This window comes from Pantoea sp. RG18 (assembly GCF_025910075.1).
Classification (GTDB): Bacteria; Pseudomonadota; Gammaproteobacteria; order Enterobacterales; family Enterobacteriaceae; genus Pantoea; species Pantoea agglomerans.
On the sequence record NZ_JAPCIL010000006.1, the window covers coordinates 186956 to 206086 of the forward strand.

Sequence of the window (19131 nt, forward strand, 5' to 3'; positions counted from 1 at the left end):
GGTTTTTTTGATCGCTTTTGTCCTGACATCCGAACCGGAATCGTGCTGTTCTGAAGGGCTTACACATGCAATATATTCTTCCCCGGACCAATCAGGAAATTGCTGATTATTTTAATCCTGCCGCCAATAAACCCGCCAGCGAGATGGAGATGCTGGGTATCCTGGTTGCAGAAATTTTGCAGTCAGGCATGCCAGTGAACAATAAAGCGATTATCTCAAAGCTTATTCATCGGCTGGAGCTGGAAAGCGACAGGGAATTACTGGATATCTACCGACAGCTGCTTGAACTGGTGGTCCATAAAACCCCGGACGATTTTTCACTGTAGCATCGACTCCACGGAGGGAGTCATCCGCCTTTTTCTGGTATCTTCGCCAGTCGCCCGGTACTATCTGCCCCTCACTGTTTATCCTGATCTTCCCGCCCCTCGCGCGGGAGCAAAATAACTAAAGAGCCTGCAATCTTTTATGACTCAAACCAATGATATTGCCGCAACCGACGTTGTGGCGGGCGATATCAGTGTAGGGCGCGTTCTGCGTTCGCCTGCGCTGCTGACCCGCGAATGCCTGGCCGGGGTGATTACCGCGCTGGCGCTGATCCCTGAAGTGATCTCCTTTTCCGTTATTGCCGGTGTAGACCCTAAAGTCAGCCTCGTCGCCTCCGTGGTGCTCTGCCTGACCCTGTCGATACTGGGCGGACGTCCGGCGATGGTAACAGCGGCTGCGGGTTCAGTGGCGCTGGTTATCGGGCCGATGGTCCATCTGCACGGCGTTGAATATATTCTGCCTGCGGTGGTGATGGGCGGCGTCATTCAGATTCTGTTTGGTGTGGCCGGTCTGGCGCGCATGATGCGTTATATTCCCCGTTCGGTGATGCTGGGATTTGTGAATGCGCTCGGGGTGCTGATTTTCTTTGCTCAGGTGCCGCACGTCTGGGGACAGTCATCACTGGTGTGGATCTTCTTTACCGTCACACTGGCTATCGTGCTGTTGTTGCCGCGTCTGATAAAAAGTGTTCCTTCACCGCTGGTTGCCATTGTGGTAGTGACTGCCGTCGCGCTGCTAATGGGCTATCGCATGCCGAACGTGGGCGATGAAGGGCCGATGAGTCCCGGTCTGCCCGGTTTTAACAGCCTGCTGGTACCACTTAACCTGCAGACCCTGCAGATTATCTGGCCCACGGCCCTGAGCATCGCCTTTGTCGGGCTGATGGAGTCACTGCTGACCGCCAAACTGGTCGATGACCTGACCGATACTCCCTCCAGTAAGCGTCGTGAATCCTGGGGCCTGGGCGTGGCGAATATTCTGGCGGGTTTTTATGGCGGTATCGCCGGGTGCGCGATGATAGGTCAGACCATCGTCAATGTTGAGCTGGGCCGGGCGCGCAGCCGGGTTTCCACCGTGGCCGCCGGTCTGGTGCTGCTGTTACTGGTGACCGGACTGAGCCGGATTATGGCGCAAATCCCGATGGTGGTACTGGCCGGGATCATGATGGTGGTGGCCGTGAAAACCGTTAACTGGCATAGCCTGCAACCCGCTACCCTGAAACGTATGCCGTGGTCAGAGACGCTGATTATGGTGCTGACGGTAGCGGTGACTGTCTGGACAGGTAATCTGGCACTGGGCGTTCTGGCTGGGGTAATCCTGGCTATGCTGCTGTTTGCCCGCCGTATTGCGCACGTTATTCATGCGGAGCGTCAGCTGAGCGAAGATGGCGAGTCGGTGCGCTATGTGGTGCGCGGCCCGCTGTTTTTCGCCAGCAGCAACGATTTGTTTGAGCATTTCGATTATGCCCATGACCCTAAAAAGGTCACTATCGATTTAACGCACGCGCAGATCTGGGATGCGTCCAGCGTCGCGGCGCTGGATGGCATTGAGTATCGCTATCAGCGTTATGGTGCAGAGGTGACCATTGAGGGGCTGGACCCACGCAGCACGGACTTCCATCAGCGCCTGACCGGTAATTTCGGCTAAAGACGCCTTTCTGCTGCCTCTCCGGCAGCAGAACTCACTCAGCCTGTTGCCGCCGCGCGCGGTAGCGGCCAACCATGGTAATCAGCGCCTGGTAGATTAAACCGGCGTAGAGACTTGTCAGAATCGCCAGACCAGGCTCTTTGCCCTGCTGCTGCCATGACATAAACCACATGAATACGCCCCACAGTACAGAGAACACCAGCCACCCGCGGACGAACTTCATCATGCCATTCATAACGACTCCTCTTAAATGAAGCGCTACCTTAGCGCGCTCCGGCCTGAAACGCATTGCCAGCATGCACGAGTTGCGAGGCGTCTCAAATAATCGTCGACAATTTGCCATGCGTGTTGATGATTTAGCCCTGTCCGGGCGGTTTTGTTGCAATTCTCTATACTCAACGTTCCGCTTACCTGATCGGGGAATTACGATGAAACGTACTGCTTATCTGTTATCCACACTGGCTATCCTCGCCACGCTTACGGCCTGTGCACCGCCGCAACCGGGCAGAGATGCCCCGCCACCACCTGGCGGGCAGCAGCCGGTGGGCGCACCCGGCGGCAGCGGCCCGGCAGGACAACCGCAGGCCTGACATTATTCTGCCAGCCTGCGTTGCGGGCTGGTTAATGCCGGAAGGCGCAGCCGCAGGCTGACATCTCACCCGGCAGCACTTTGCCTGCGTGAGAGTGACGCCGCTGTAATTGCCCCTGCTCTTCAGCACTGCTGTTGCCTGCCTGCTGTCCCAGCCAGCGATCCAGCGCGCGGCCAGCGATCTGCCGGATGTCAGGTGACCAGCTGGTAAGATGCCAGGTTGAGCTACGGGCTTCCTCACTATCACCAAAACCTGCCACTGCCAGATGGATACCCTGACCAAAATCCCGAATCGCCTGCATTGCACCAAAGGCCATCAGATCGCTTTCACAGAAGAGTGCCTGGATACGCTCAGCAGCACGTGTCTTTTTCAGGTAAGACATCATCGCCTGATAAGCGCAGTCGCGATCATCACTCCCCACAGTCAGTTCGGCGTTCAGCGCCATACCTGCCGCCAGCAGAGAGGCGCGATAGCCCTGTTTTTGCGCCAGTTCGCCTGGCTGGCCCTGCATAAAGCCAAACCGCTGATGCCCCTGTTTAAGCAATAATTCCGCTGTCACCTCACCCGCCCGCAGTGCATCCGCCTGCAGTTCAGGCTCAGCGTCAATCTGAAGCACCGGCAAATGGCAGGCATCAGTAACGCGGTTACCGGGGAGTAACAGCAAACCACGCAGCCCGAGTGGTGTAGCCTGCCGGATGAGTGCGGTCAGTGTGACGTCGGTTTCGGCACTCATTAGCACCGAGATAACACCGCGCGCGTTAAGCTGGCGCATCACTTCGTCCAGCATTTTTTGTTGATACGGATTAAGCAACTGGCTGGCGACAACACCGATAACCGGAGGGGCCGCCGGTTCAGTTAAGTCAGGTGTGAAAGGTGTAATCATTGGCATTAATTCTCTGCGACGGCAAACAATAGTCACCACAATACGGTAAACCACAACGTTTCAACAGGTTACAGAGTTCGACACAGGCCGCAAAAATGAGTGAAATCGGATGTAATTGGAATAGATCGGCAGAAACCCAAAAGGGATAAGGCTGGCGTTAACGTAGATGCAGGAGAGGGACCGGGCAGCAGGAGTTGAACCCGCATCGTCAACCCGTTAAGAGTTGCAGTAATACCTTTATACCATGCCCGAATGGCGTGCCTGGAAAAGCCGCGCTATGTGAACAAGAAGCGTAGTACGACTTTCTGACCAGGCAAGCGCAAGCGGCAGGTATTTTTGCAACCGTCGTATGAAATCAAAAAAGAGGTGCTGCTGCCTGTAGGCATTGATTATTCAGCTAACCTTAAGTTTCAGGCAGCCTGTTCCGACCGGGACTTATGGCCAACATTTTGCAGAGGTCAAGACTATGCCGTCAGGACAATTTTATGTGGTTGATCAACCCGAACTGAATTTTACCGCCAATTATCATATTGATACGGTCAATGATAAACCCTATCCCTCGCGGATGGTACTGGAGATCCGGAAGCAGTCACAGCCAACCGACGCCTTTGATGATATCAGCATCGGCCATGAAGTGACCTTTGTCTCTTCCAGTGGTGAGGCGCAACGGATGGTGCTGGTGAGTGACACTGATGATGAGCTGGTATTCAGCTCCCGGGGCTGATGCCGGCTTATACCGCTAAACGGAGGTTGCAGTCGCCGTATCCGCCAGATAGCAGGCACAAAAAAACCGCCCTTGGGCGGTTACGACATTACTGCATATTGCTTTTATTTTATTAGATTTTCTTCGGCAGAAATATGGTGCCCGGGGCGGGACTTGAACCCGCACAGCCTTACAGCCGAGGGATTTTAAATCCCTTGTGTCTACCGATTTCACCACCCGGGCAGGGTGTAACTGGAGGCGCGTCCCGGAGTCGAACCGAGGTACACGGATTTGCAATCCGCTGCATAGCCACTCTGCCAACGCGCCTTAAACTGATGTGCCGTCAGGTTAACCTGACCTGCGAATCTGGAGCGGGAAACGAGACTCGAACTCGCGACCCCGACCTTGGCAAGGTCGTGCTCTACCAACTGAGCTATTCCCGCAATTCAGCAATTTCGTCGAACCTGCTGATTTTATTTATCTTCTGGCAGCCTGGCTGCCGTTCGATGCGATGCATTCTACTTAGATGACGCAATGAGTCAATAAAATTATCCTCACAGCGCGTCCGTTTGCTGCTTTTTAAATCGTATCGATCACGGTTCGAGCAGATCACCGCGCGCGGCGCTTAAATACTGGAACATAGACCAGAAAGTCAGCACGGCAGCAATGTATAACGCCACCACACCAATCGCCACGACGGTAGCATCGGGACGCCACAGCAAGGCAAACAGTGAGAACATCTGGGCAGTGGTTTTCACTTTACCAATCCAGGAAACCGACACGCTGCTGCGTTTACCAATCTCCGCCATCCATTCACGCAGCGCAGAGATAATGATCTCGCGTGCAATCATGGTGGCAGCGGGAAGCGTAATCCACCAGGCGTGGAAATATTCCGCCACCAGCACCAGCGCAATGGCCACCATCACTTTATCCGCTACCGGATCGAGAAACGCACCAAAGCGTGTTGTCTGCTTCCAGCGGCGCGCCAGAAAGCCATCAAACCAGTCGGTGATGGCAGCAAAAACAAAAATCAGTGCAGTCGCCAGCGGCGCCCAGGTGAACGGCAGATAGAAAGCCAGCACAAAGAACGGGATGAGCACGACTCGAAACAGGGTGAGACACGTCGGAATGTTTAATTGCATATGCCGGTAACTGTCTGGATATAGGTAGAATTTAGCCTATGTTCCTACATTGCCCCCCCCGTTTCAATGCTAGTGTTTCAACGAGTAGTATATTTTTTCTGCCAGAGCATGTGAGATACCGGGTACATTGGCGATCTCCTCCACCGACGCGTTCATCAGCGGTTGCAGGCCCCCCATGTACTTAAGCAGTTGCTGACGCCGTTTCGGCCCCACCCCTTCGATGCTTTCCAGTGCGCTGGTGTTCTTTACTTTGGCCCGTTTTTTACGGTGGCCTGAAATGGCATGATTGTGAGCGTCATCACGAATATGCTGGATCACATGCAGCGCTGGCGCATCGGGTGGCAGCGAAACGCCCTCACCTTCCGCTTCAAAGAACAGCGTCTCCAGTCCGGCTTTACGATCGCTGCCTTTCGCTACGCCGAGTAAAATCGGCCGGCTTTTGTCCCAGGGCACATCCAGTTCCGCGAAGACCTGCTTCGCCTGAGACAGCTGGCCCTTACCGCCATCGATCAGAATTACATCCGGGATCTTATCTTCTTCAATCGCTTTACCATAACGGCGGCGTAGCACCTGATTCATGGCGGCGTAGTCATCACCCGGCGTAATGCCGCTGATGTTGTAGCGACGATAATCGGCACGCAGCGGACCATTCTGGTCGAACACCACGCAGGAGGCGATGGTCTGCTCACCCATGGTATGACTGATATCGAAACACTCCATACGTTTAATTTTGTCCAGCTCAAGAAACTCCGCCAGCGCCATCAGCCGCTGATGAATTGTGGAGTGCTGTGACAGACGCGTGGTTAACGCCGTCGCGGCGTTGGTGCGCGCCAGTTTGAGATAACGGGCGCGATCCCCGCGCGGCTTGCTCTGGATACTCACCCGACGTCCGGCCAGCTCACTGAGCGACTCTGCCAGCAGTTCACGCTCTGGCAAGGTAAAGTCCAGCAGAATATCGCCAGGCAGCGTACGTGCCTCACTCCCCTGCAGGTAGAACTGCCCGACAAAGGTCTGAACGACCTCAGCCAGATCGGTATCGACGGGCACTTTCGGGAAGTAGCTGCGGCTGCCTAACACTTTGCCCTGACGGATAAACAGCACGTGGAGACAGGCCATGCCCGCTTCATAAGCCACACCCATCACATCAAGGTCATCACCCTGATTCGAGACAAACTGCTTTTCGGTGATCCGTCGCACAGCCTGAATCTGATCGCGCAGGCGTGCCGCCTCTTCAAAGCGCAGGCCCGTGCTCGCCTCTTCCATCCGTTTGACCAGTTGGTTAAGAACCTGATCGTCTTTACCCGCCAGGAACAGGCGCACGTAATCGGTCTGCTGTGCATACTCCTCCTCACTGACCAGTCCCGCGACACAGGGACCCAGACAGCGGCCAATCTGATATTGCAGACAGGGCCGGGAGCGATTGCGGTAGACACTGTTTTCGCACTGGCGGATAGGGAAAACTTTTTGCAGCAGTCCCAGCGTTTCACGCACCGCATAGCCGTTGGGGAACGGGCCAAAGTATTCGCCTTTGGCATGCTTTGCACCACGGTGCATCGCCAGTCGCGGATGAGTATCGCTGCTAAGAAAGATGTAGGGGTAAGATTTATCGTCGCGCAGCAGCACGTTGTAGCGCGGCTGGTAGAGCTTGATGTAGTTATGCTCAAGCAGCAGCGCTTCGGTTTCGGTGTGGGTTACGGTGACATCGATGTGCTGGATATTACTAACCAGCGCTTCGGTTTTGCGGCTGCCGACCTGAGTGCGGAAGTAGCTGGTCAGACGCTTCTTCAGGTCTTTGGCTTTGCCCACATAGATGACGGTGCCTGAGGCGTCATACATGCGGTAAACACCGGGCTTGCTGGTTACCGTACTCAGAAAGGCTTTGGAATCAAAAACGTCATTCACTACTGATTAACGGCTCCGCATTATAGAGGCCATGTCGAATGGCCAGATGCGTTAACTCTACATCGCCACTGATATTCAGCTTGCTGAACATCCGGTAGCGGTAACTGTTAACGGTTTTAGGACTGAGATTTAACTGCTCGGAAATTTCCGTCACCTTTTGTCCACGGGTGATCATCAGCATAATCTGCAATTCCCTTTCCGACAAACAGCTGAAGGGGGATTCCGCTTTTTGTGGCTCAATCTGGCTCAGCGCCATCTGCTGAGCGATATCTGAAGCGATGTAGCGCTGTCCGGCATTGACCGAGCGAATCGCATTGATCACCTCCTGCGGCGCAGCCCCTTTACTGAGGTAGCCTGCAGCCCCCGCCTGCATCACTTTCGCAGGCAGCGGATTTTCCGTGTGAATGGTCAGCATGATGATTTTGATATCGGGATTGTAACGCACGATTTTGCGCGTCGCCTCCAGTCCACCGATGCCCGGCATGTTCATATCCATGAGGATCACATCAACCTGATTGGCACGGCACCACTTAGCGGCATCCTCGCCACAGTTGACCTCTCCGACCACGGCCAGACCTTTGACATCCTCAAGGATGCGACGGATTCCGGCACGGACAAGTTCATGGTCATCAACAAGAAGCACACTGATCAACGGGGAAACTCCAGAGGCTAAAAAAAGAGGAATCAATTAACGAATACAGGCGATAATCATACCCGCTTTTACCTCAAAAGCACATCAACAAAGCAAAACAGTCGACGCTTCGCATAACGATTTCCAGCCCCGTGCAGCCAGCAATAACAGAGATTTCTTACAACCGACAGGCGTACTGAATAATCCTTAAACTCTTACTATTTCATGGTATTAACACCAGACTTTGCTGTGCCTTATCGCTGCAGGCCCTTGTGATATCTGGCCCGGCAACACCTGTAATTACTTTCAGCGATTGATTAGTTGTACTGGACAAACCAGCTGTTTATAGCGAAGCGAACCGGCTGCTCCAGCAACTTACTGACCCTGTGATATACTCACGCACTGCTGTTCGGACAGATTGCCGACACATTGTCATTCACCAAGGAGAAACGCATGAGCGATGAAGATTTTGCAACTTCGCAGGAAGCCCGGAAATTAGCGGATGAAATCGCGGGTCTGAAGATGATGATCACCCTGATCCTGAAAGGTATGGGCCAGGCTGATGCCGGCAAAGTGATTATCAACATGGAACGCTATGTACAGACGCTGGGCGACAAGCCTCAGGCGGAAGTATTCAGCAATACCATTAAGCAGATCAAAACAGCCTACCGTCAGTAAGCTTGCTTGCCCCCACAGCCGCGGGGGCAAATTAATTAACTGTGCGCCTGCCAGTTAACCGAAACGCCCAGCGTAGGCAGCACCTCTTCCGGACTAAAGCGCCGCGTTCCCCGATACTTTTCAGCCAGCGCTGGCTGAACCACCGGAATACGGATCGCAAACAGATTATCTTCTGACAGAATAAGTCCCGGCGTCAGCGGCTCATACACCACCTGATGCTCTTCAAACATCTTCTCCAGCATCGGCGTTGCCGAACTGATGATGTATTCCATACCGTTCAATTCTGCCAGCTGCACGGCGTGCCAGAGAATATTCAGTGGCAGTTCAGCGTCCACATCCAGCCGTGCCGAGAAGCGCGACATTTCCCACACTTTCTCATGGCTGAAAGGCAGTACGATGCCTTCACTCAGTTCAGGTTCGAACCAGGGCATCAGACGCGCACAGCCGCTGATGCCCTCCCGCGCATTCCATGCGATCAGCCAGGTGACATCTGAACGATCGTAGCGATCATATTCCTGTCCTGGCGTGCTCAGACGTGGCGGAATTGACCACCCTTCGCCGCGCGCAAAGACGCTGTATCGGTAGCTGCCGAGTTCGGCAAGCAAAGAGGATGGCATATCCTTTAATTGCGTTTGCACTATTTTCATCATGCGCCTCTGACATCCCCATGTTTGCAATGATTTCTTTGCGCCAGCCTGGCAAAGTCCCGGCGCAGAATAGACAACAGACCTGTGCAAAGGAACAGCTAAATGTAGCCGTTGCTTAATGTTCAGATCAGTCCGATTGCCGCTGCATAGCAGGCAATCTGCGTTTTATTGGAAACATTGAAACGCTTTTGCATATTTTTTTGGTGAAAGTTAACGGTATGTTCAGAGATGGATAAAATAAGTGAAATTTCGACCGCCGTTTTTCCTTCGGCTGTCCATTTCAAAATTTCCAGCTCGCGCTGACTAAACTCTTTTTTTAGTACCATCATTGCATCATCGCTAAAGCGTTCCAGCGTATCCAGACTTAGTTCCGCTAAAAGGTGTAGTTTCACCTCCAGCTCAGCATGGCAGAGCTGGACAGAAATGGGCTGTTGCGACGATATAGATAATATACCAATGACGCGATTTGGTGCCATTGCAGAGCAAGAAAATCCGCTCTGCAGCCCATATTCTCTCGCCTCACGCCACAAATTGCCGGCGTCAGCGAACAGTTCCTCCGTCCACGCCATGCCTCTGCCCGGTCGCTGACACAACCTGAGCACCGGATCGACAGCGTAATAATTCTGCTTCTCATAGCGTTTAACCCATAATCTGGGATAGGTGCTATGTAAATGAATACGCGGTCGGGTAAAAGGCACCGGGTGCTGAATCAAAAAGGCAAAATAATCGAAGCCTAATGATTCAATAAATTGTTGCAATAACGGCTTCAATTCAGAAGAAACCGTTAATGCCTGAAATTGTTCTTTCGCCTCAGCTCGCCAGGCGAAATAATTTTCAGTACTCATATTGCCTCAGCGTTAATTTCACTCGCCCTTCCGGTAATATTCATTCAGATTCATCGGATAAAATAAATTTGCAGAAGAAAACTAATTTATCGTGCAGGACGAACCTGTCCCGATCTACAGCGCATTTAACCTTTCACCGTTGGAGCGGAGTGAAAAAGTGTTCCTGCCTTTACAAGGTGAGGCCGATCACAGCAATTTCAATCACCCCAGAAGAATAAGATTTTTCTGATGGGATTTCAATCCCTGACCTCCAGTGCAATTTTTTTTCAGACTTGAAAAGTCTGCTGAAAATATTGAATCGCGATGCTGATTGTTGGGTAAATAACGAGTAAACAAGGCGTTAATTACTCCATTATAAGCGAAGCGGCAGTGGCAAATTTCTGACATATTTTTCGTCAGGAAATAAGCCCGGCTCTCTCTTTGCAGCATCAGGACCGGTTTCGTCAGACGTCCCCGCAGCCCCTGTGGCGTCTGCTGAGGCAGCTAACCGGCTTGCTGACCGCGCCACGCGCTTGCCGGTGAAAGACCTGTCCCGGTTTTCCGTGGCAGCCCTGTAAGCATAACGATGTGCTGTTTAATAAACCTTTTCGGGTCTCCCCTGCCCGACCGTGCTCTGTGCCCGTCGATTCACATCCTGCTGTGGTTTATCGACTTATCTGACTGCAAATACCTGATCCAGGACAGCGTGTCCGTAAAAGTCGCCTTTACTTACTCTGCTGTCTGACCGCAATACGTGGCGGAGATCACTATTTACGGCGTAATGCTCAGCACTGACTCTATTTTAATCAGTTAAATCACTTTCCCGATAGTCACGCAACTAAATCATCTGAAAATAAATTTGCAGGTAAAATCCGTTCTTTTCTTAATCACGCACTTTTTTATTTATGCGATACCTTTCCCTTATTTCTGCCAGCGCAATCATGAAATAATTTCATCATGCCGCCAACAAGCGCTGAGCAAATGACGCTGAGAATCTGCACAAGGGTTTTATCCCGCAGGCATCGTTTTATTCTTACAAATGGCCCTGAAATCGGTTTTTTTAGGAGCATCCAGACCTGTTGTCAGACTATTTCAGTAAGGGATCAGGTTCAGCAATGATAACTGGATGGGTTTTACTGGCACCATAAGAACATTTCTTAATCAAACACGGTATTAATCCTGTCTGATGATTTATCGGCAGTAGCCTGCACCTCGCATACCCAGATGAAAATGTGAGGCGTGAGCGGCGTTATAGTCCGGCCCCAGCGCATTGCCGAATACCTCACAGCCGCCACGCCACAGCGTATGAAGCATTGCCGCTTTTTCTTCCGGCTGTTGCCAGTGACGACTGACCTCAAGCCGCTGGCCATCAGCCAGCTGAAAGCCTGTCACATCCCAGGCATCGGCGGTGGCATGTTCACTGAGCCGCCCCTGAGCACGATGATAAATATTACGGCAGGCGTAACTGCCGACATGGGTAATTCGTACCAGTGGACTGTGCATCTCTCTGGCGGTCTGTTCACGACTGCGCAGAGCATACATGGTGCTGGCGACGGCCATAGGACAGCTGGCCAGAAAGCTGCTGCTGAGGCTGACCGGGCCAAATTTCTGAACCCGTAGCGGATGACTGAGCGGACAGTGACCCGTGACGTCCGGACGCTCGCTGAAGCTGACCCAGCCCGCCTGTTGAGCGCGGCGCATCACCGCCAGACATGCGTCGGGATCGCTGGCCAGCCTTTTCATCTTAATCTGCGTCATCCAGCCCGGCGGATCGGTAACAGAGAGTGGCGTAAAGGGATTAAACTGCGGCGGCAGATGCTGCTTAAGCCAGGGTAAGCTGACCCATCCCAGCGCAAGCAACAGCAAAAACAGGATAAGCGTGCGCATAGTCCCTCTCGCAGGTTGATGATTAGCAAACAAAAAGTGTAGAAGCCCATCGCCCTTTACGCCGCCTGACTGACATAACGTGATGAATAATTACCCAGACTGACGAAGGTTTGAACAAAACCGCGCTTTATTGCTGCTTCCGGGACGGCAGGCATCACAATTGGTAAAAAAGCGTTACCCGATTCCGGCTCTCTTCCTCTATCTTATGCCGACTTGCCCTCAGGCAGACGCCTTGACTAACAGCCAGCAGAGCTGAACACAACATCACGACAGGAAAGACAATTCTATGGTTGATCAATCTAAAGAAACCGCAAGCACCCACGAAACGCCCGATAAACTCCAGCGCAATCTGCACAATCGTCACATCCAGCTGATCGCCATTGGTGGCGCTATCGGTACCGGCCTGTTTATGGGTTCCGGTAAAACCATCAGCCTGGCTGGCCCCTCGATCATTTTCGTCTATATGATCATCGGTTTTATGCTGTTCTTTGTGATGCGCGCCATGGGGGAGCTGCTGCTCTCCAACCTTGAGTACAAATCCTTTAGCGATTTTGCCGCTGATCTGCTTGGCCCGTGGGCCGGCTACTTTACCGGCTGGACCTACTGGTTCTGTTGGGTGGTAACCGGCATTGCCGACGTGGTGGCAATCAGCGCCTATTTCCAGCTCTGGTTTCCGGGCTTCTCGATCTGGATGAGCGCCCTGCTTTGCGTGGTGGTTTTTCTGGCGCTCAACATTGCCACCGTCAAGCTGTTTGGCGAGATGGAGTTCTGGTTCGCGATCATTAAAATTGTCGCCATTGTGGCGCTGATCGTAACCGGGATTGTGCTGGTATCGATTCACTACCCCTCACCGGGCGGCGGCACAGCGTCACTCAGCAACATCTGGGATCACGGCGGCATGTTCCCGAAAGGCCTCAGCGGCTTCTTTGCTGGCTTCCAGATTGCGGTGTTTGCCTTTGTCGGCATTGAACTGGTGGGCACGGCAGCGGCTGAAACCCACAATCCGCATAAAGTGTTACCGCGCGCGATTAATGCGATTCCGTTGCGGGTCATTATGTTTTACGTGCTGGCGCTGATGGTGATTATGGCGGTAACGCCCTGGACCCAGGTGATGGCCGATCGCAGTCCGTTTGTTGAGATGTTCGTTCTGATTGGTCTGCCTGCTGCTGCGAGTATCGTTAACTTTGTGGTGCTGACTTCTGCCGCCTCCTCAGCCAACAGCGGCATCTTCTCCACCAGCCGTATGCTCTATGGCCTGTCGCAGCAGGGTGTGGCCAGCCGCGCCTTTGGCCGACTCTCTGCCCGTGCGGTGCCGACTACCGGCCTGTTTTTCTCCTGCCTGTGCCTGCTGATTGGTGTGGCGTTGATCTACCTGATCCCGGATGTGATGAAGGTCTTCACGCTGGTGACCACCGTCTCGGCCATTCTGTTTATGTTCGTCTGGACCATCATTCTGTGCAGCTATCTGGCCTACCGTAAAAAGCATCCGCAGCGCCATGCGGAGTCGGCATTTAAGATGCCGCTGGGCAAATTCATGTGCTGGGTCTGCATGGCATTCTTCGCATTTGTGCTGGTGCTGCTGACGCTGCAGGAAGATACGCGCCAGGCGCTGATGGTTACGCCACTCTGGTTTGCCATGCTGGGTGTCGGCTGGATGCTGCGTAATCGTCGTAGCCGCTAATCGGTAATATCATGAAAAAAGCCCGGTCAGATGACCGGGCTTTTTTTTTACAGGTGATCGCCCAGCGCAGAGAAAATGGCGGATAAAGAGGGGCGTTCATAAGGTAAGCGCTGCGGCCGGGGATCGGGCTGCTGAGGCGTGCCCAGACCAAAGGTGAAGGTATACTTATCGCCTTCGCCCATGCGCAGGTCGGCAATCGTCGTCTGCCCGTCCTGCTCCCGCAGCGCGTAGAAGCCGTGGCTGAACCAGGCGACACGTTCTGCATACCAGCTGCCCCGAAAAGCGTCGAACAGTTCAGGATGACGCGGATACCATGCCACCTGCAGTGGCCGTGAGGGCGACAACAGCGACCAGTAAACTTCGCCATAGCGATCCGGCGTCATAATCACGCTGCGCCATACCAGCGTATTAAAGGCCGTGGGCGTCACCAGCACTTTATTGTCCGGAATACCCTGCTCCGCCAGCGACGCTCTGATCTGCCAGCCTGCGACGCCCTGAATCACCACACTCCAGACCAGATAAAGGGTACTCAGCATCAGCCCGAGCCGGTTTCCGCGCAGCCCTTTATCACTGCGCCGCCAGAGCGCGACGCCCAGGCCTGCCAGCAGCGGCAGGGTATAGAGTGGATCGACGATGTAGATACTGCCGATGGCATAAGGATAATCGGTGATCGGCAGGCCAAGCTGGGTGCCATACACCGTCATCAAATCGAGCAGCGGATGGGTAATCAGCGCCAGCCAGATGGCAGGCCACCATGCTGCCCACTTCACCCGCTGGCGAAACAGCCCCGCCACCAGCCATGCAATCAGTGGCGAGAGCAGCGTGAGCCAGAGCAGCGCATGCGTTTCCGTGCGATGCAGGGTCATGTTGCGTATCGCATCGCCATGATCAAGAAAGACATCGAGATCGGGTAAGGTGCCGCAGACGCCGCCCACCAGCGCGGCCTGCCAGACCGGCACCCGACGTCCCATCACTGCGACACTGACTGAGGCACCCAGCACCAGTTGCGAAACAGAATCCATTGATTAACTCCGTACCTGAACCGTGGATGTATCCTGAATTAGCGTACGCGAATCCCTTCGATGATCATGCGCTGCACGTTATCAACAGCCTGATCGAAAAACGCCGGATCGCTGAGCGTCTGGCCGGTAACGGCCTCAACCTGAGTGGCAAAATCGGCGTAATGCTGCGTAGTGGCCCACAGCATAAAGATCAGATGCTGCGGCTGTACGCCTGCCAGTCGTCCTTCATCAATCCAGCGTTCAATAATTGCCGCTTTGTCATCCACCAGCTGCTTAAGATCGCCTGCCAGCTCCCCTTTCAGAAGCGGAGCACCCTGCAGCATCTCCAGACAGAAGAGCCGGGAAGCCTGAGGATGATCGCGCGACACTTCCAGCTTCAGCCGGATGTAGCGCCGAATCGCGACCAGTGGATCCTGATCGTGCGCCAGCGCGCGCAACGGTGCCAGCCAGACATCCAGAATCTGCTTAAGCACTGCCACATACAGCACTTCTTTAGAGGGAAAATAGTAGAGCAGATTGGTTTTAGAGACATCGGCCAGCTCGGCCACCTTATCGAGGCTGGTGCCGTGAATGCCAAACTGTGAGAAGAAGGTCAATGCCGCTTCCAGTATGGCGGCCCGCTTCGCTGCGACCGCACGCGAACGTCGCGTTGGCTTTTTTTCATCGGTATTCACACGTTTACCTCATCCTTCTGGTGTCAGCGCATCATAGCAAAGGGATTCATCGCTGCCCAATCCGCGCTCTGCACCTTTTTTGCTCAGCCTGCATGGAAAACGTGCAGCGAATTTTGACCAGACGGTCTGAAATGGACCAGTTACTCCACTTACCTCTTTCGGGTTGATTTTAACTCACTGTTATTTAAAAAAATAAAAAAAGTGGCACACAGTTTGCAGAATTGTGACTGAGCGCGGCCCACACGGACGATGCAGGATGCAGCGCAGCGCGTGAAACACCTTTCCCCCATCGCAACGAGGTTTCACATGAAGATAGGCGTCTTTATTCCGATTGGTAACAATGGCTGGCTGATTTCGTCCAATGCGCCGCAGTACATGCCGACCTTTGAACTGAACAAAGCGATCGTGCTGAAAGCAGAGCATTACCATTTCGATTTTGCGCTCTCGATGATCAAACTGCGCGGCTTCGGCGGAAAAACCGAGTTCTGGGATCATAATCTCGAGTCGTTCACCCTGATGGCTGGCCTGGCCGCCGTGACATCACGCATTGAGATCTACGCCACCGCCGCCACCCTGACGCTGCCTCCGGCGATTGTGGCGCGCATGGCCTCCACCATCGATTCCATTTCAGGCGGTCGCTTTGGCGTCAACCTGGTGACCGGCTGGCAGAAACCGGAATATGAACAGATGGGAATGTGGCCTGGCGATGAGTACTTCAGCAGCCGCTACGCTTATCTGACCGAATACGTTACCGTGCTGCGCGACCTGTGGGGCACCGGAAAATCGGACTTTAAAGGTGAGTTCTTCACCATGAACGACTGCCGGGTGAGTCCGCAGCCGCAGCGCCCGATGAAGGTGATCTGCGCCGGACAGAGCGATGCCGGTATGGCCTTCTCTGCTCAGCACGCCGATTACAACTTCTGCTTTGGTAAAGGTGTTAACACGCCTGCCGCGTTCAGCTCTACCTCGATTCGCATGAAGCAGGCCGCTGAAAAAGCGGGCCGCGATGTCGGCTCCTATGTGCTGTTTATGATCATCGCTGCTGAAACGGACGAAGAAGCGCGGGCGAAGTGGGAACACTACAAAGCCGGTGCGGATGAAGAGGCGCTCTCCTGGCTCACCACTCAGAGTCAGCAGGACACCAAATCGGGCAGCGACACCAATGTGCGCCAGATGGCGGATCCGACCTCGGCAGTCAATATCAATATGGGCACCCTGGTGGGGTCGTATGCCAGCGTGGCGCGGATGCTGGATGAGGTTGCGCAGGTCGAAGGCACCCACGGCGTGCTGCTGACGTTTGATGACTTCCTGCAGGGTATCGAGAACTTCGGGCAGCACATTCAGCCGCTGATGGCCTGTCGCAGCGCCCTGCTCGACGCACAGCAGGAGGTGGCATGATGGCTACCGTTTATTGTGCTCACACGCCGGATGTTCCCCAGGTTGAACTGCCGGCGCGGCCAGAGCCGATCGCCTTTCCGCCTGGCCAGACCGCGCTGATTGTCGTGGATATGCAGAACGCCTACGCCACTGAAGGCGGCTATCTCGATCTGGCGGGCTTCGATGTTTCCGCCACCAAGCCGGTGATTGCGAAAATCCATCAGGCGGTGACGGCGGCCCGTGCGGCAGGCGTTCAGATCATCTGGTTCCAGAACGGCTGGGACAGTGACTATGTAGAAGCGGGCGACGCCGGTTCCCCCAATTTCCACAAATCGAATGCCCTGAAAACCATGCGTAAACGGCCTGAACTGCAGGGGTCGCTGCTGTCGAAAGGCGGCTGGGATTACGCGCTGGTCGATGAACTGGTGCCACAACCCGGTGACATCGTGCTGCCGAAATCACGTTACAGCGGCTTCTATAACACCCCGCTCGACAGCATGCTGCGCAGCCGCGGGATCCGTCATCTGATATTTACCGGCATCGCGACCAACGTCTGCGTTGAATCGACGCTGCGCGACGGCTTCTTTCTGGAGTACTTCGGCGTGGTGCTGGAAGACGCCACTTATCAGGCCGGCCCGCCCTTTGCTCAGCAGGCTGCCCTGTTCAATATCGAAACCTTTTTTGGCTGGGTATCGGATGTCGATACCTTCTGCGAAAGCCTGAATGCCCGCTAATCCACGATAAGGACGACGCTATGCCGAAAAGTATTATTGTTCCGCCAGGCACCTCCACCCCCATCGCCCCGTTCGTTCCCGGCACGCTGGCGGATGGCGTGGTCTATGTCTCGGGTACGCTGCCGTTTGATGCTGACAACAACGTGGTGCATGTGGGTGATGCCGCAGCGCAGACCCGCCACGTGCTGGAAACCATTAAAAAGGTGATCGAGACCGCCGGTGGCAGCATGACCGATGTGACGTTTAATTCGATTTTTATCACCGACTGGTCGAACTACGCCGCGGTGAATCAGGTTTATGCCGAGTACTTTCCCGGCGAAAAACCGGCGCGCTTCTGTATTCTGTGCGGTCTGGTCAAGCCTGATGCGCTGATTGAGATCGCCAGCGTGGCGCACATCGGCAAAGCGGAGGTCTGATGCAGCTGGATATTCTGGGTCTGCAAAATCCCGATGCACCGACGCTGGTGCTCTCATCCGGTCTGGGCGGCGTGGCGGGTTTCTGGCAGCCGCAGCTGGCCGCGCTAACGGCACGCTATCGCGTGGTGACCTATGACCAGCGCGGCACCGGTCGCAGCGCTGACAGCCTGCCGGAAGGCTACAGCATGACGATGATGGCGGCGGAACTGGCCGCCGCGCTGGCGCAGCACGGCATCCTGCGCTTCAGCCTGATCGGTCACGCGCTGGGCGGTCTGGTGGGGATGCAGCTGGCGCTGGATTATCCGGAACGGATCGAACGGATCGCGGTGATCAATGGCTGGCTGACGCTGCATCCCCATACCCGTCGTTGCTTTCAGGTACGTCAGGACCTGCTGCTCAACGTCGGCGTCGAGGCATTTGTCCGCGCTCAGCCGCTGTTTCTCTATCCTGCGGAGTGGATGGCACAGCATCAGACACGGCTGGATCAGGAAGATAGCCATCACGTCGCACATTTTCAGGGGATGGAAAATCTGATGCGGCGGCTGCACGCCCTGATGAGCGCCGACTTCAGCGCGCGGGCTGCTGCCATTCCACAACCGGTACTGGTGATCGCCAGCCAGGACGATCTGCTGGTGCCGTGGAGCTGCTCCACTGAGCTGGCCGCGGCCCTGCCCAATGCGACTGAACAGATGATGGCCTGGGGCGGCCACGCCATGAGCGTCACCGCCCCCGAAAACTTTAATGCCCTGCTGCTGCAGTGGCTGGATCAGACTGATGACGTGCAGCCGCTGCAGCGCGTCGTCGGATAACCTTTTCGCGGAGAACACGATGAGCCTGGATACCCTTACCCCTGCCGTTGAGAAAACTGAGTTTCGTAATGCGATGTCGCGGCTGGGTGCTGCGGTCAACATCATCACCACTGAAGGCCCGGCCGGACGCGCAGGCTTTACGGCCTCGGCGGTGTGCAGCGTCACGGATTCGCCGCCGACGCTGCTGGTCTGCCTTAACCGCTCTGCCTCGGTTTACCCGGTGTTCCGCGAAAATATGCAGCTCTGCGTCAATACGCTGGCGGCGGGCCATGAAACGCTCTCCAATCTGTTCGGCGGCAAAACACCAATGGCTGATCGTTTTATTGCCGCTGAGTGGTCAACGGCCGTGACCGGCTCGCCAGTGCTGAGCGGCGCCGTCGCGTCCTTTGACTGCCGCATCACTCAGATTGTCAGCGTCGGTACGCATGACACGCTGTTCTGCGAAGTCGTGGGATTAGTGCGCAATGACGACACCCACGGTCTGGCGTGGTTTGACCGGGGATACCATCCCCTGTTGCGGCAGGATGCCTGTTAACACTTCCCTGAATCCCACCGGCATT

At 54.7% G+C, this 19131-nt stretch carries 21 protein-coding genes and 4 tRNA genes; 11 read left to right on the forward strand and 14 right to left on the reverse strand.

The features are described from left to right. The first annotated feature begins 65 nt into the window (after positions 1-65). Positions 66-326: a biofilm/acid-resistance regulator YmgB/AriR gene (locus OK409_RS07560; protein WP_010246474.1), complete on the forward strand. Its 261-nt coding sequence runs from the start codon at positions 66-68 to the stop codon at positions 324-326. A gap of 139 nt (positions 327-465) precedes the next feature. Continuing rightward, positions 466-1971, forward strand: a complete 1506-nt coding sequence (locus OK409_RS07565; protein WP_264366938.1) for a SulP family inorganic anion transporter — start codon at positions 466-468, stop codon at positions 1969-1971. Between the two features lie 34 nt (positions 1972-2005). Here the strand turns inward: OK409_RS07565 and OK409_RS07570 are convergent, their stop codons facing one another. Beyond that, complete coding sequence (locus OK409_RS07570) at positions 2006-2206, reverse strand: DUF6404 family protein (protein ID WP_010246478.1); 201 nt, start codon at positions 2204-2206, stop codon at positions 2006-2008. A 193-nt stretch (positions 2207-2399) separates the two neighbouring features. On the opposite strand from OK409_RS07570, the gene OK409_RS07575 reads away from it, so the two are divergent. After that, positions 2400-2561, forward strand: a complete 162-nt coding sequence (locus OK409_RS07575; protein WP_164973015.1) for a hypothetical protein — start codon at positions 2400-2402, stop codon at positions 2559-2561. A 31-nt stretch (positions 2562-2592) separates the two neighbouring features. Here OK409_RS07575 and OK409_RS07580 read toward each other — a convergent pair whose 3' ends face one another. Next, positions 2593-3444 carry a substrate-binding domain-containing protein gene (locus tag OK409_RS07580; RefSeq protein WP_167432694.1) on the reverse strand — a complete coding sequence of 284 codons (852 nt, stop codon included), beginning with the start codon at positions 3442-3444 and terminating at the stop codon, positions 2593-2595. Between the two features lie 179 nt (positions 3445-3623). Beyond that, positions 3624-3696, reverse strand: a tRNA-OTHER gene (locus OK409_RS07585). Positions 3697-3931: 235 nt separating this feature from the next. Here OK409_RS07585 and OK409_RS07590 point away from each other — a divergent pair. Further along, positions 3932-4168: a hypothetical protein gene (locus tag OK409_RS07590; RefSeq protein WP_223565690.1), complete on the forward strand. Its 237-nt coding sequence runs from the start codon at positions 3932-3934 to the stop codon at positions 4166-4168. A gap of 135 nt (positions 4169-4303) precedes the next feature. On the opposite strand, the gene OK409_RS07595 is transcribed toward OK409_RS07590, so the two are convergent. The 6 genes from OK409_RS07595 to uvrY all read right to left on the reverse strand — a co-directional run bounded on the left by OK409_RS07595 (position 4304) and on the right by uvrY (position 7843). Further along, a tRNA-Leu gene (locus tag OK409_RS07595) sits at positions 4304-4390 on the reverse strand. Between the two features lie 10 nt (positions 4391-4400). After that, a tRNA-Cys gene (locus tag OK409_RS07600) sits at positions 4401-4474 on the reverse strand. A 40-nt stretch (positions 4475-4514) separates the two neighbouring features. Further along, positions 4515-4590: transfer RNA gene (locus OK409_RS07605), tRNA-Gly, on the reverse strand. A 150-nt stretch (positions 4591-4740) separates the two neighbouring features. Beyond that, the gene (pgsA, locus tag OK409_RS07610; protein WP_010246604.1) at positions 4741-5289 is read right to left on the reverse strand and encodes a CDP-diacylglycerol--glycerol-3-phosphate 3-phosphatidyltransferase; all 549 of its coding nucleotides are present in this window, start codon (positions 5287-5289) and stop codon (positions 4741-4743) included. A gap of 69 nt (positions 5290-5358) precedes the next feature. Next, positions 5359-7191 (reverse strand): excinuclease ABC subunit UvrC, encoded by a 1833-nt coding sequence (gene uvrC, locus OK409_RS07615; RefSeq protein ID WP_010246606.1) that lies wholly within the window; start codon positions 7189-7191, stop codon positions 5359-5361. Continuing rightward, complete coding sequence (gene uvrY / locus OK409_RS07620) at positions 7184-7843, reverse strand: UvrY/SirA/GacA family response regulator transcription factor (protein ID WP_010246608.1); 660 nt, start codon at positions 7841-7843, stop codon at positions 7184-7186. The genes uvrC and uvrY overlap by 8 nt, the downstream gene beginning before the upstream one ends. A gap of 432 nt (positions 7844-8275) precedes the next feature. Here uvrY and OK409_RS07625 point away from each other — a divergent pair, with 432 nt between their 5' ends. Further along, positions 8276-8500, forward strand: coding sequence for a DUF2594 family protein (locus OK409_RS07625; RefSeq protein ID WP_003849983.1), 225 nt, complete (start codon positions 8276-8278; stop codon positions 8498-8500). 35 nt (positions 8501-8535) lie between these two features. Here the strand turns inward: OK409_RS07625 and OK409_RS07630 are convergent, their stop codons facing one another. The 3 genes from OK409_RS07630 to OK409_RS07640 form a co-directional block, all read right to left on the reverse strand. Continuing rightward, positions 8536-9147: an acyl-homoserine-lactone synthase gene (locus tag OK409_RS07630; RefSeq protein ID WP_029518973.1), complete on the reverse strand. Its 612-nt coding sequence runs from the start codon at positions 9145-9147 to the stop codon at positions 8536-8538. Between the two features lie 122 nt (positions 9148-9269). Then, complete coding sequence (gene sdiA / locus OK409_RS07635; RefSeq protein WP_158149419.1) at positions 9270-9992, reverse strand: transcriptional regulator SdiA; 723 nt, start codon at positions 9990-9992, stop codon at positions 9270-9272. 1170 nt (positions 9993-11162) lie between these two features. Beyond that, positions 11163-11858, reverse strand: a complete 696-nt coding sequence (locus OK409_RS07640) for an extensin family protein (RefSeq protein ID WP_010669801.1) — start codon at positions 11856-11858, stop codon at positions 11163-11165. Between the two features lie 286 nt (positions 11859-12144). Between OK409_RS07640 and cycA the strand changes: the two genes are divergently transcribed. Next, the gene (gene cycA, locus OK409_RS07645) at positions 12145-13539 is read left to right on the forward strand and encodes a D-serine/D-alanine/glycine transporter (RefSeq protein WP_010246617.1); all 1395 of its coding nucleotides are present in this window, start codon (positions 12145-12147) and stop codon (positions 13537-13539) included. A 47-nt stretch (positions 13540-13586) separates the two neighbouring features. Here cycA and OK409_RS07650 read toward each other — a convergent pair whose 3' ends face one another. Together OK409_RS07650 and rutR are read right to left on the reverse strand one after the other, a co-directional pair. Then, on the reverse strand, positions 13587-14561 hold the full coding sequence (locus OK409_RS07650) for a metal-dependent hydrolase (protein WP_245116729.1): 975 nt from the start codon (positions 14559-14561) through the stop codon (positions 13587-13589). A 38-nt stretch (positions 14562-14599) separates the two neighbouring features. After that, entirely contained in the window at positions 14600-15235 is a 636-nt protein-coding gene (gene rutR / locus OK409_RS07655; protein WP_003849991.1) for an HTH-type transcriptional regulator RutR, read from the reverse strand. Between the two features lie 306 nt (positions 15236-15541). Here rutR and rutA point away from each other — a divergent pair, with 306 nt between their 5' ends. The 5 genes from rutA to rutF are packed head-to-tail and all read left to right on the forward strand — an operon-like array spanning position 15542 to position 19106. Beyond that, positions 15542-16633, forward strand: a complete 1092-nt coding sequence (gene rutA / locus OK409_RS07660; protein ID WP_010669800.1) for a pyrimidine utilization protein A — start codon at positions 15542-15544, stop codon at positions 16631-16633. Further along, on the forward strand, positions 16633-17346 hold the full coding sequence (rutB, locus tag OK409_RS07665; RefSeq protein WP_045140663.1) for a pyrimidine utilization protein B: 714 nt from the start codon (positions 16633-16635) through the stop codon (positions 17344-17346). The genes rutA and rutB overlap by 1 nt, the downstream gene beginning before the upstream one ends. Before the next feature lie 20 nt (positions 17347-17366). After that, the gene (gene rutC / locus OK409_RS07670) at positions 17367-17762 is read left to right on the forward strand and encodes a pyrimidine utilization protein C (RefSeq protein WP_264366939.1); all 396 of its coding nucleotides are present in this window, start codon (positions 17367-17369) and stop codon (positions 17760-17762) included. Beyond that, positions 17762-18571 carry a pyrimidine utilization protein D gene (gene rutD / locus OK409_RS07675; RefSeq protein WP_245116731.1) on the forward strand — a complete coding sequence of 270 codons (810 nt, stop codon included), beginning with the start codon at positions 17762-17764 and terminating at the stop codon, positions 18569-18571. Before rutC ends, rutD begins: the two co-directional genes overlap by 1 nt. A 19-nt stretch (positions 18572-18590) precedes the next feature. Next, on the forward strand, positions 18591-19106 hold the full coding sequence (gene rutF, locus OK409_RS07680) for an NADH-dependent FMN reductase RutF (RefSeq protein WP_029518970.1): 516 nt from the start codon (positions 18591-18593) through the stop codon (positions 19104-19106). Positions 19107-19131 lie beyond the last annotated feature (25 nt).

Coding starts and splice junctions, on each gene's coding strand:
- OK409_RS07560 (WP_010246474.1), top strand. CDS start 66: ATGCAATATATTCTTCCCCGGACCAATCAGGAAATTGCTGATTATTTT.
- OK409_RS07565 (WP_264366938.1), top strand. CDS start 466: ATGACTCAAACCAATGATATTGCCGCAACCGACGTTGTGGCGGGCGAT.
- OK409_RS07570 (WP_010246478.1), bottom strand. CDS start 2,206: ATGAATGGCATGATGAAGTTCGTCCGCGGGTGGCTGGTGTTCTCTGTA.
- OK409_RS07575 (WP_164973015.1), top strand. CDS start 2,400: ATGAAACGTACTGCTTATCTGTTATCCACACTGGCTATCCTCGCCACG.
- OK409_RS07580 (WP_167432694.1), bottom strand. CDS start 3,444: ATGATTACACCTTTCACACCTGACTTAACTGAACCGGCGGCCCCTCCG.
- pgsA (WP_010246604.1), bottom strand. CDS start 5,289: ATGCAATTAAACATTCCGACGTGTCTCACCCTGTTTCGAGTCGTGCTC.
- OK409_RS07625 (WP_003849983.1), top strand. CDS start 8,276: ATGAGCGATGAAGATTTTGCAACTTCGCAGGAAGCCCGGAAATTAGCG.
- OK409_RS07630 (WP_029518973.1), bottom strand. CDS start 9,147: ATGAAAATAGTGCAAACGCAATTAAAGGATATGCCATCCTCTTTGCTT.
- sdiA (WP_158149419.1), bottom strand. CDS start 9,992: ATGAGTACTGAAAATTATTTCGCCTGGCGAGCTGAGGCGAAAGAACAA.
- OK409_RS07640 (WP_010669801.1), bottom strand. CDS start 11,858: ATGCGCACGCTTATCCTGTTTTTGCTGTTGCTTGCGCTGGGATGGGTC.
- cycA (WP_010246617.1), top strand. CDS start 12,145: ATGGTTGATCAATCTAAAGAAACCGCAAGCACCCACGAAACGCCCGAT.
- OK409_RS07650 (WP_245116729.1), bottom strand. CDS start 14,561: ATGGATTCTGTTTCGCAACTGGTGCTGGGTGCCTCAGTCAGTGTCGCA.
- rutA (WP_010669800.1), top strand. CDS start 15,542: ATGAAGATAGGCGTCTTTATTCCGATTGGTAACAATGGCTGGCTGATT.
- rutB (WP_045140663.1), top strand. CDS start 16,633: ATGGCTACCGTTTATTGTGCTCACACGCCGGATGTTCCCCAGGTTGAA.
- rutC (WP_264366939.1), top strand. CDS start 17,367: ATGCCGAAAAGTATTATTGTTCCGCCAGGCACCTCCACCCCCATCGCC.
- rutD (WP_245116731.1), top strand. CDS start 17,762: ATGCAGCTGGATATTCTGGGTCTGCAAAATCCCGATGCACCGACGCTG.
- rutF (WP_029518970.1), top strand. CDS start 18,591: ATGAGCCTGGATACCCTTACCCCTGCCGTTGAGAAAACTGAGTTTCGT.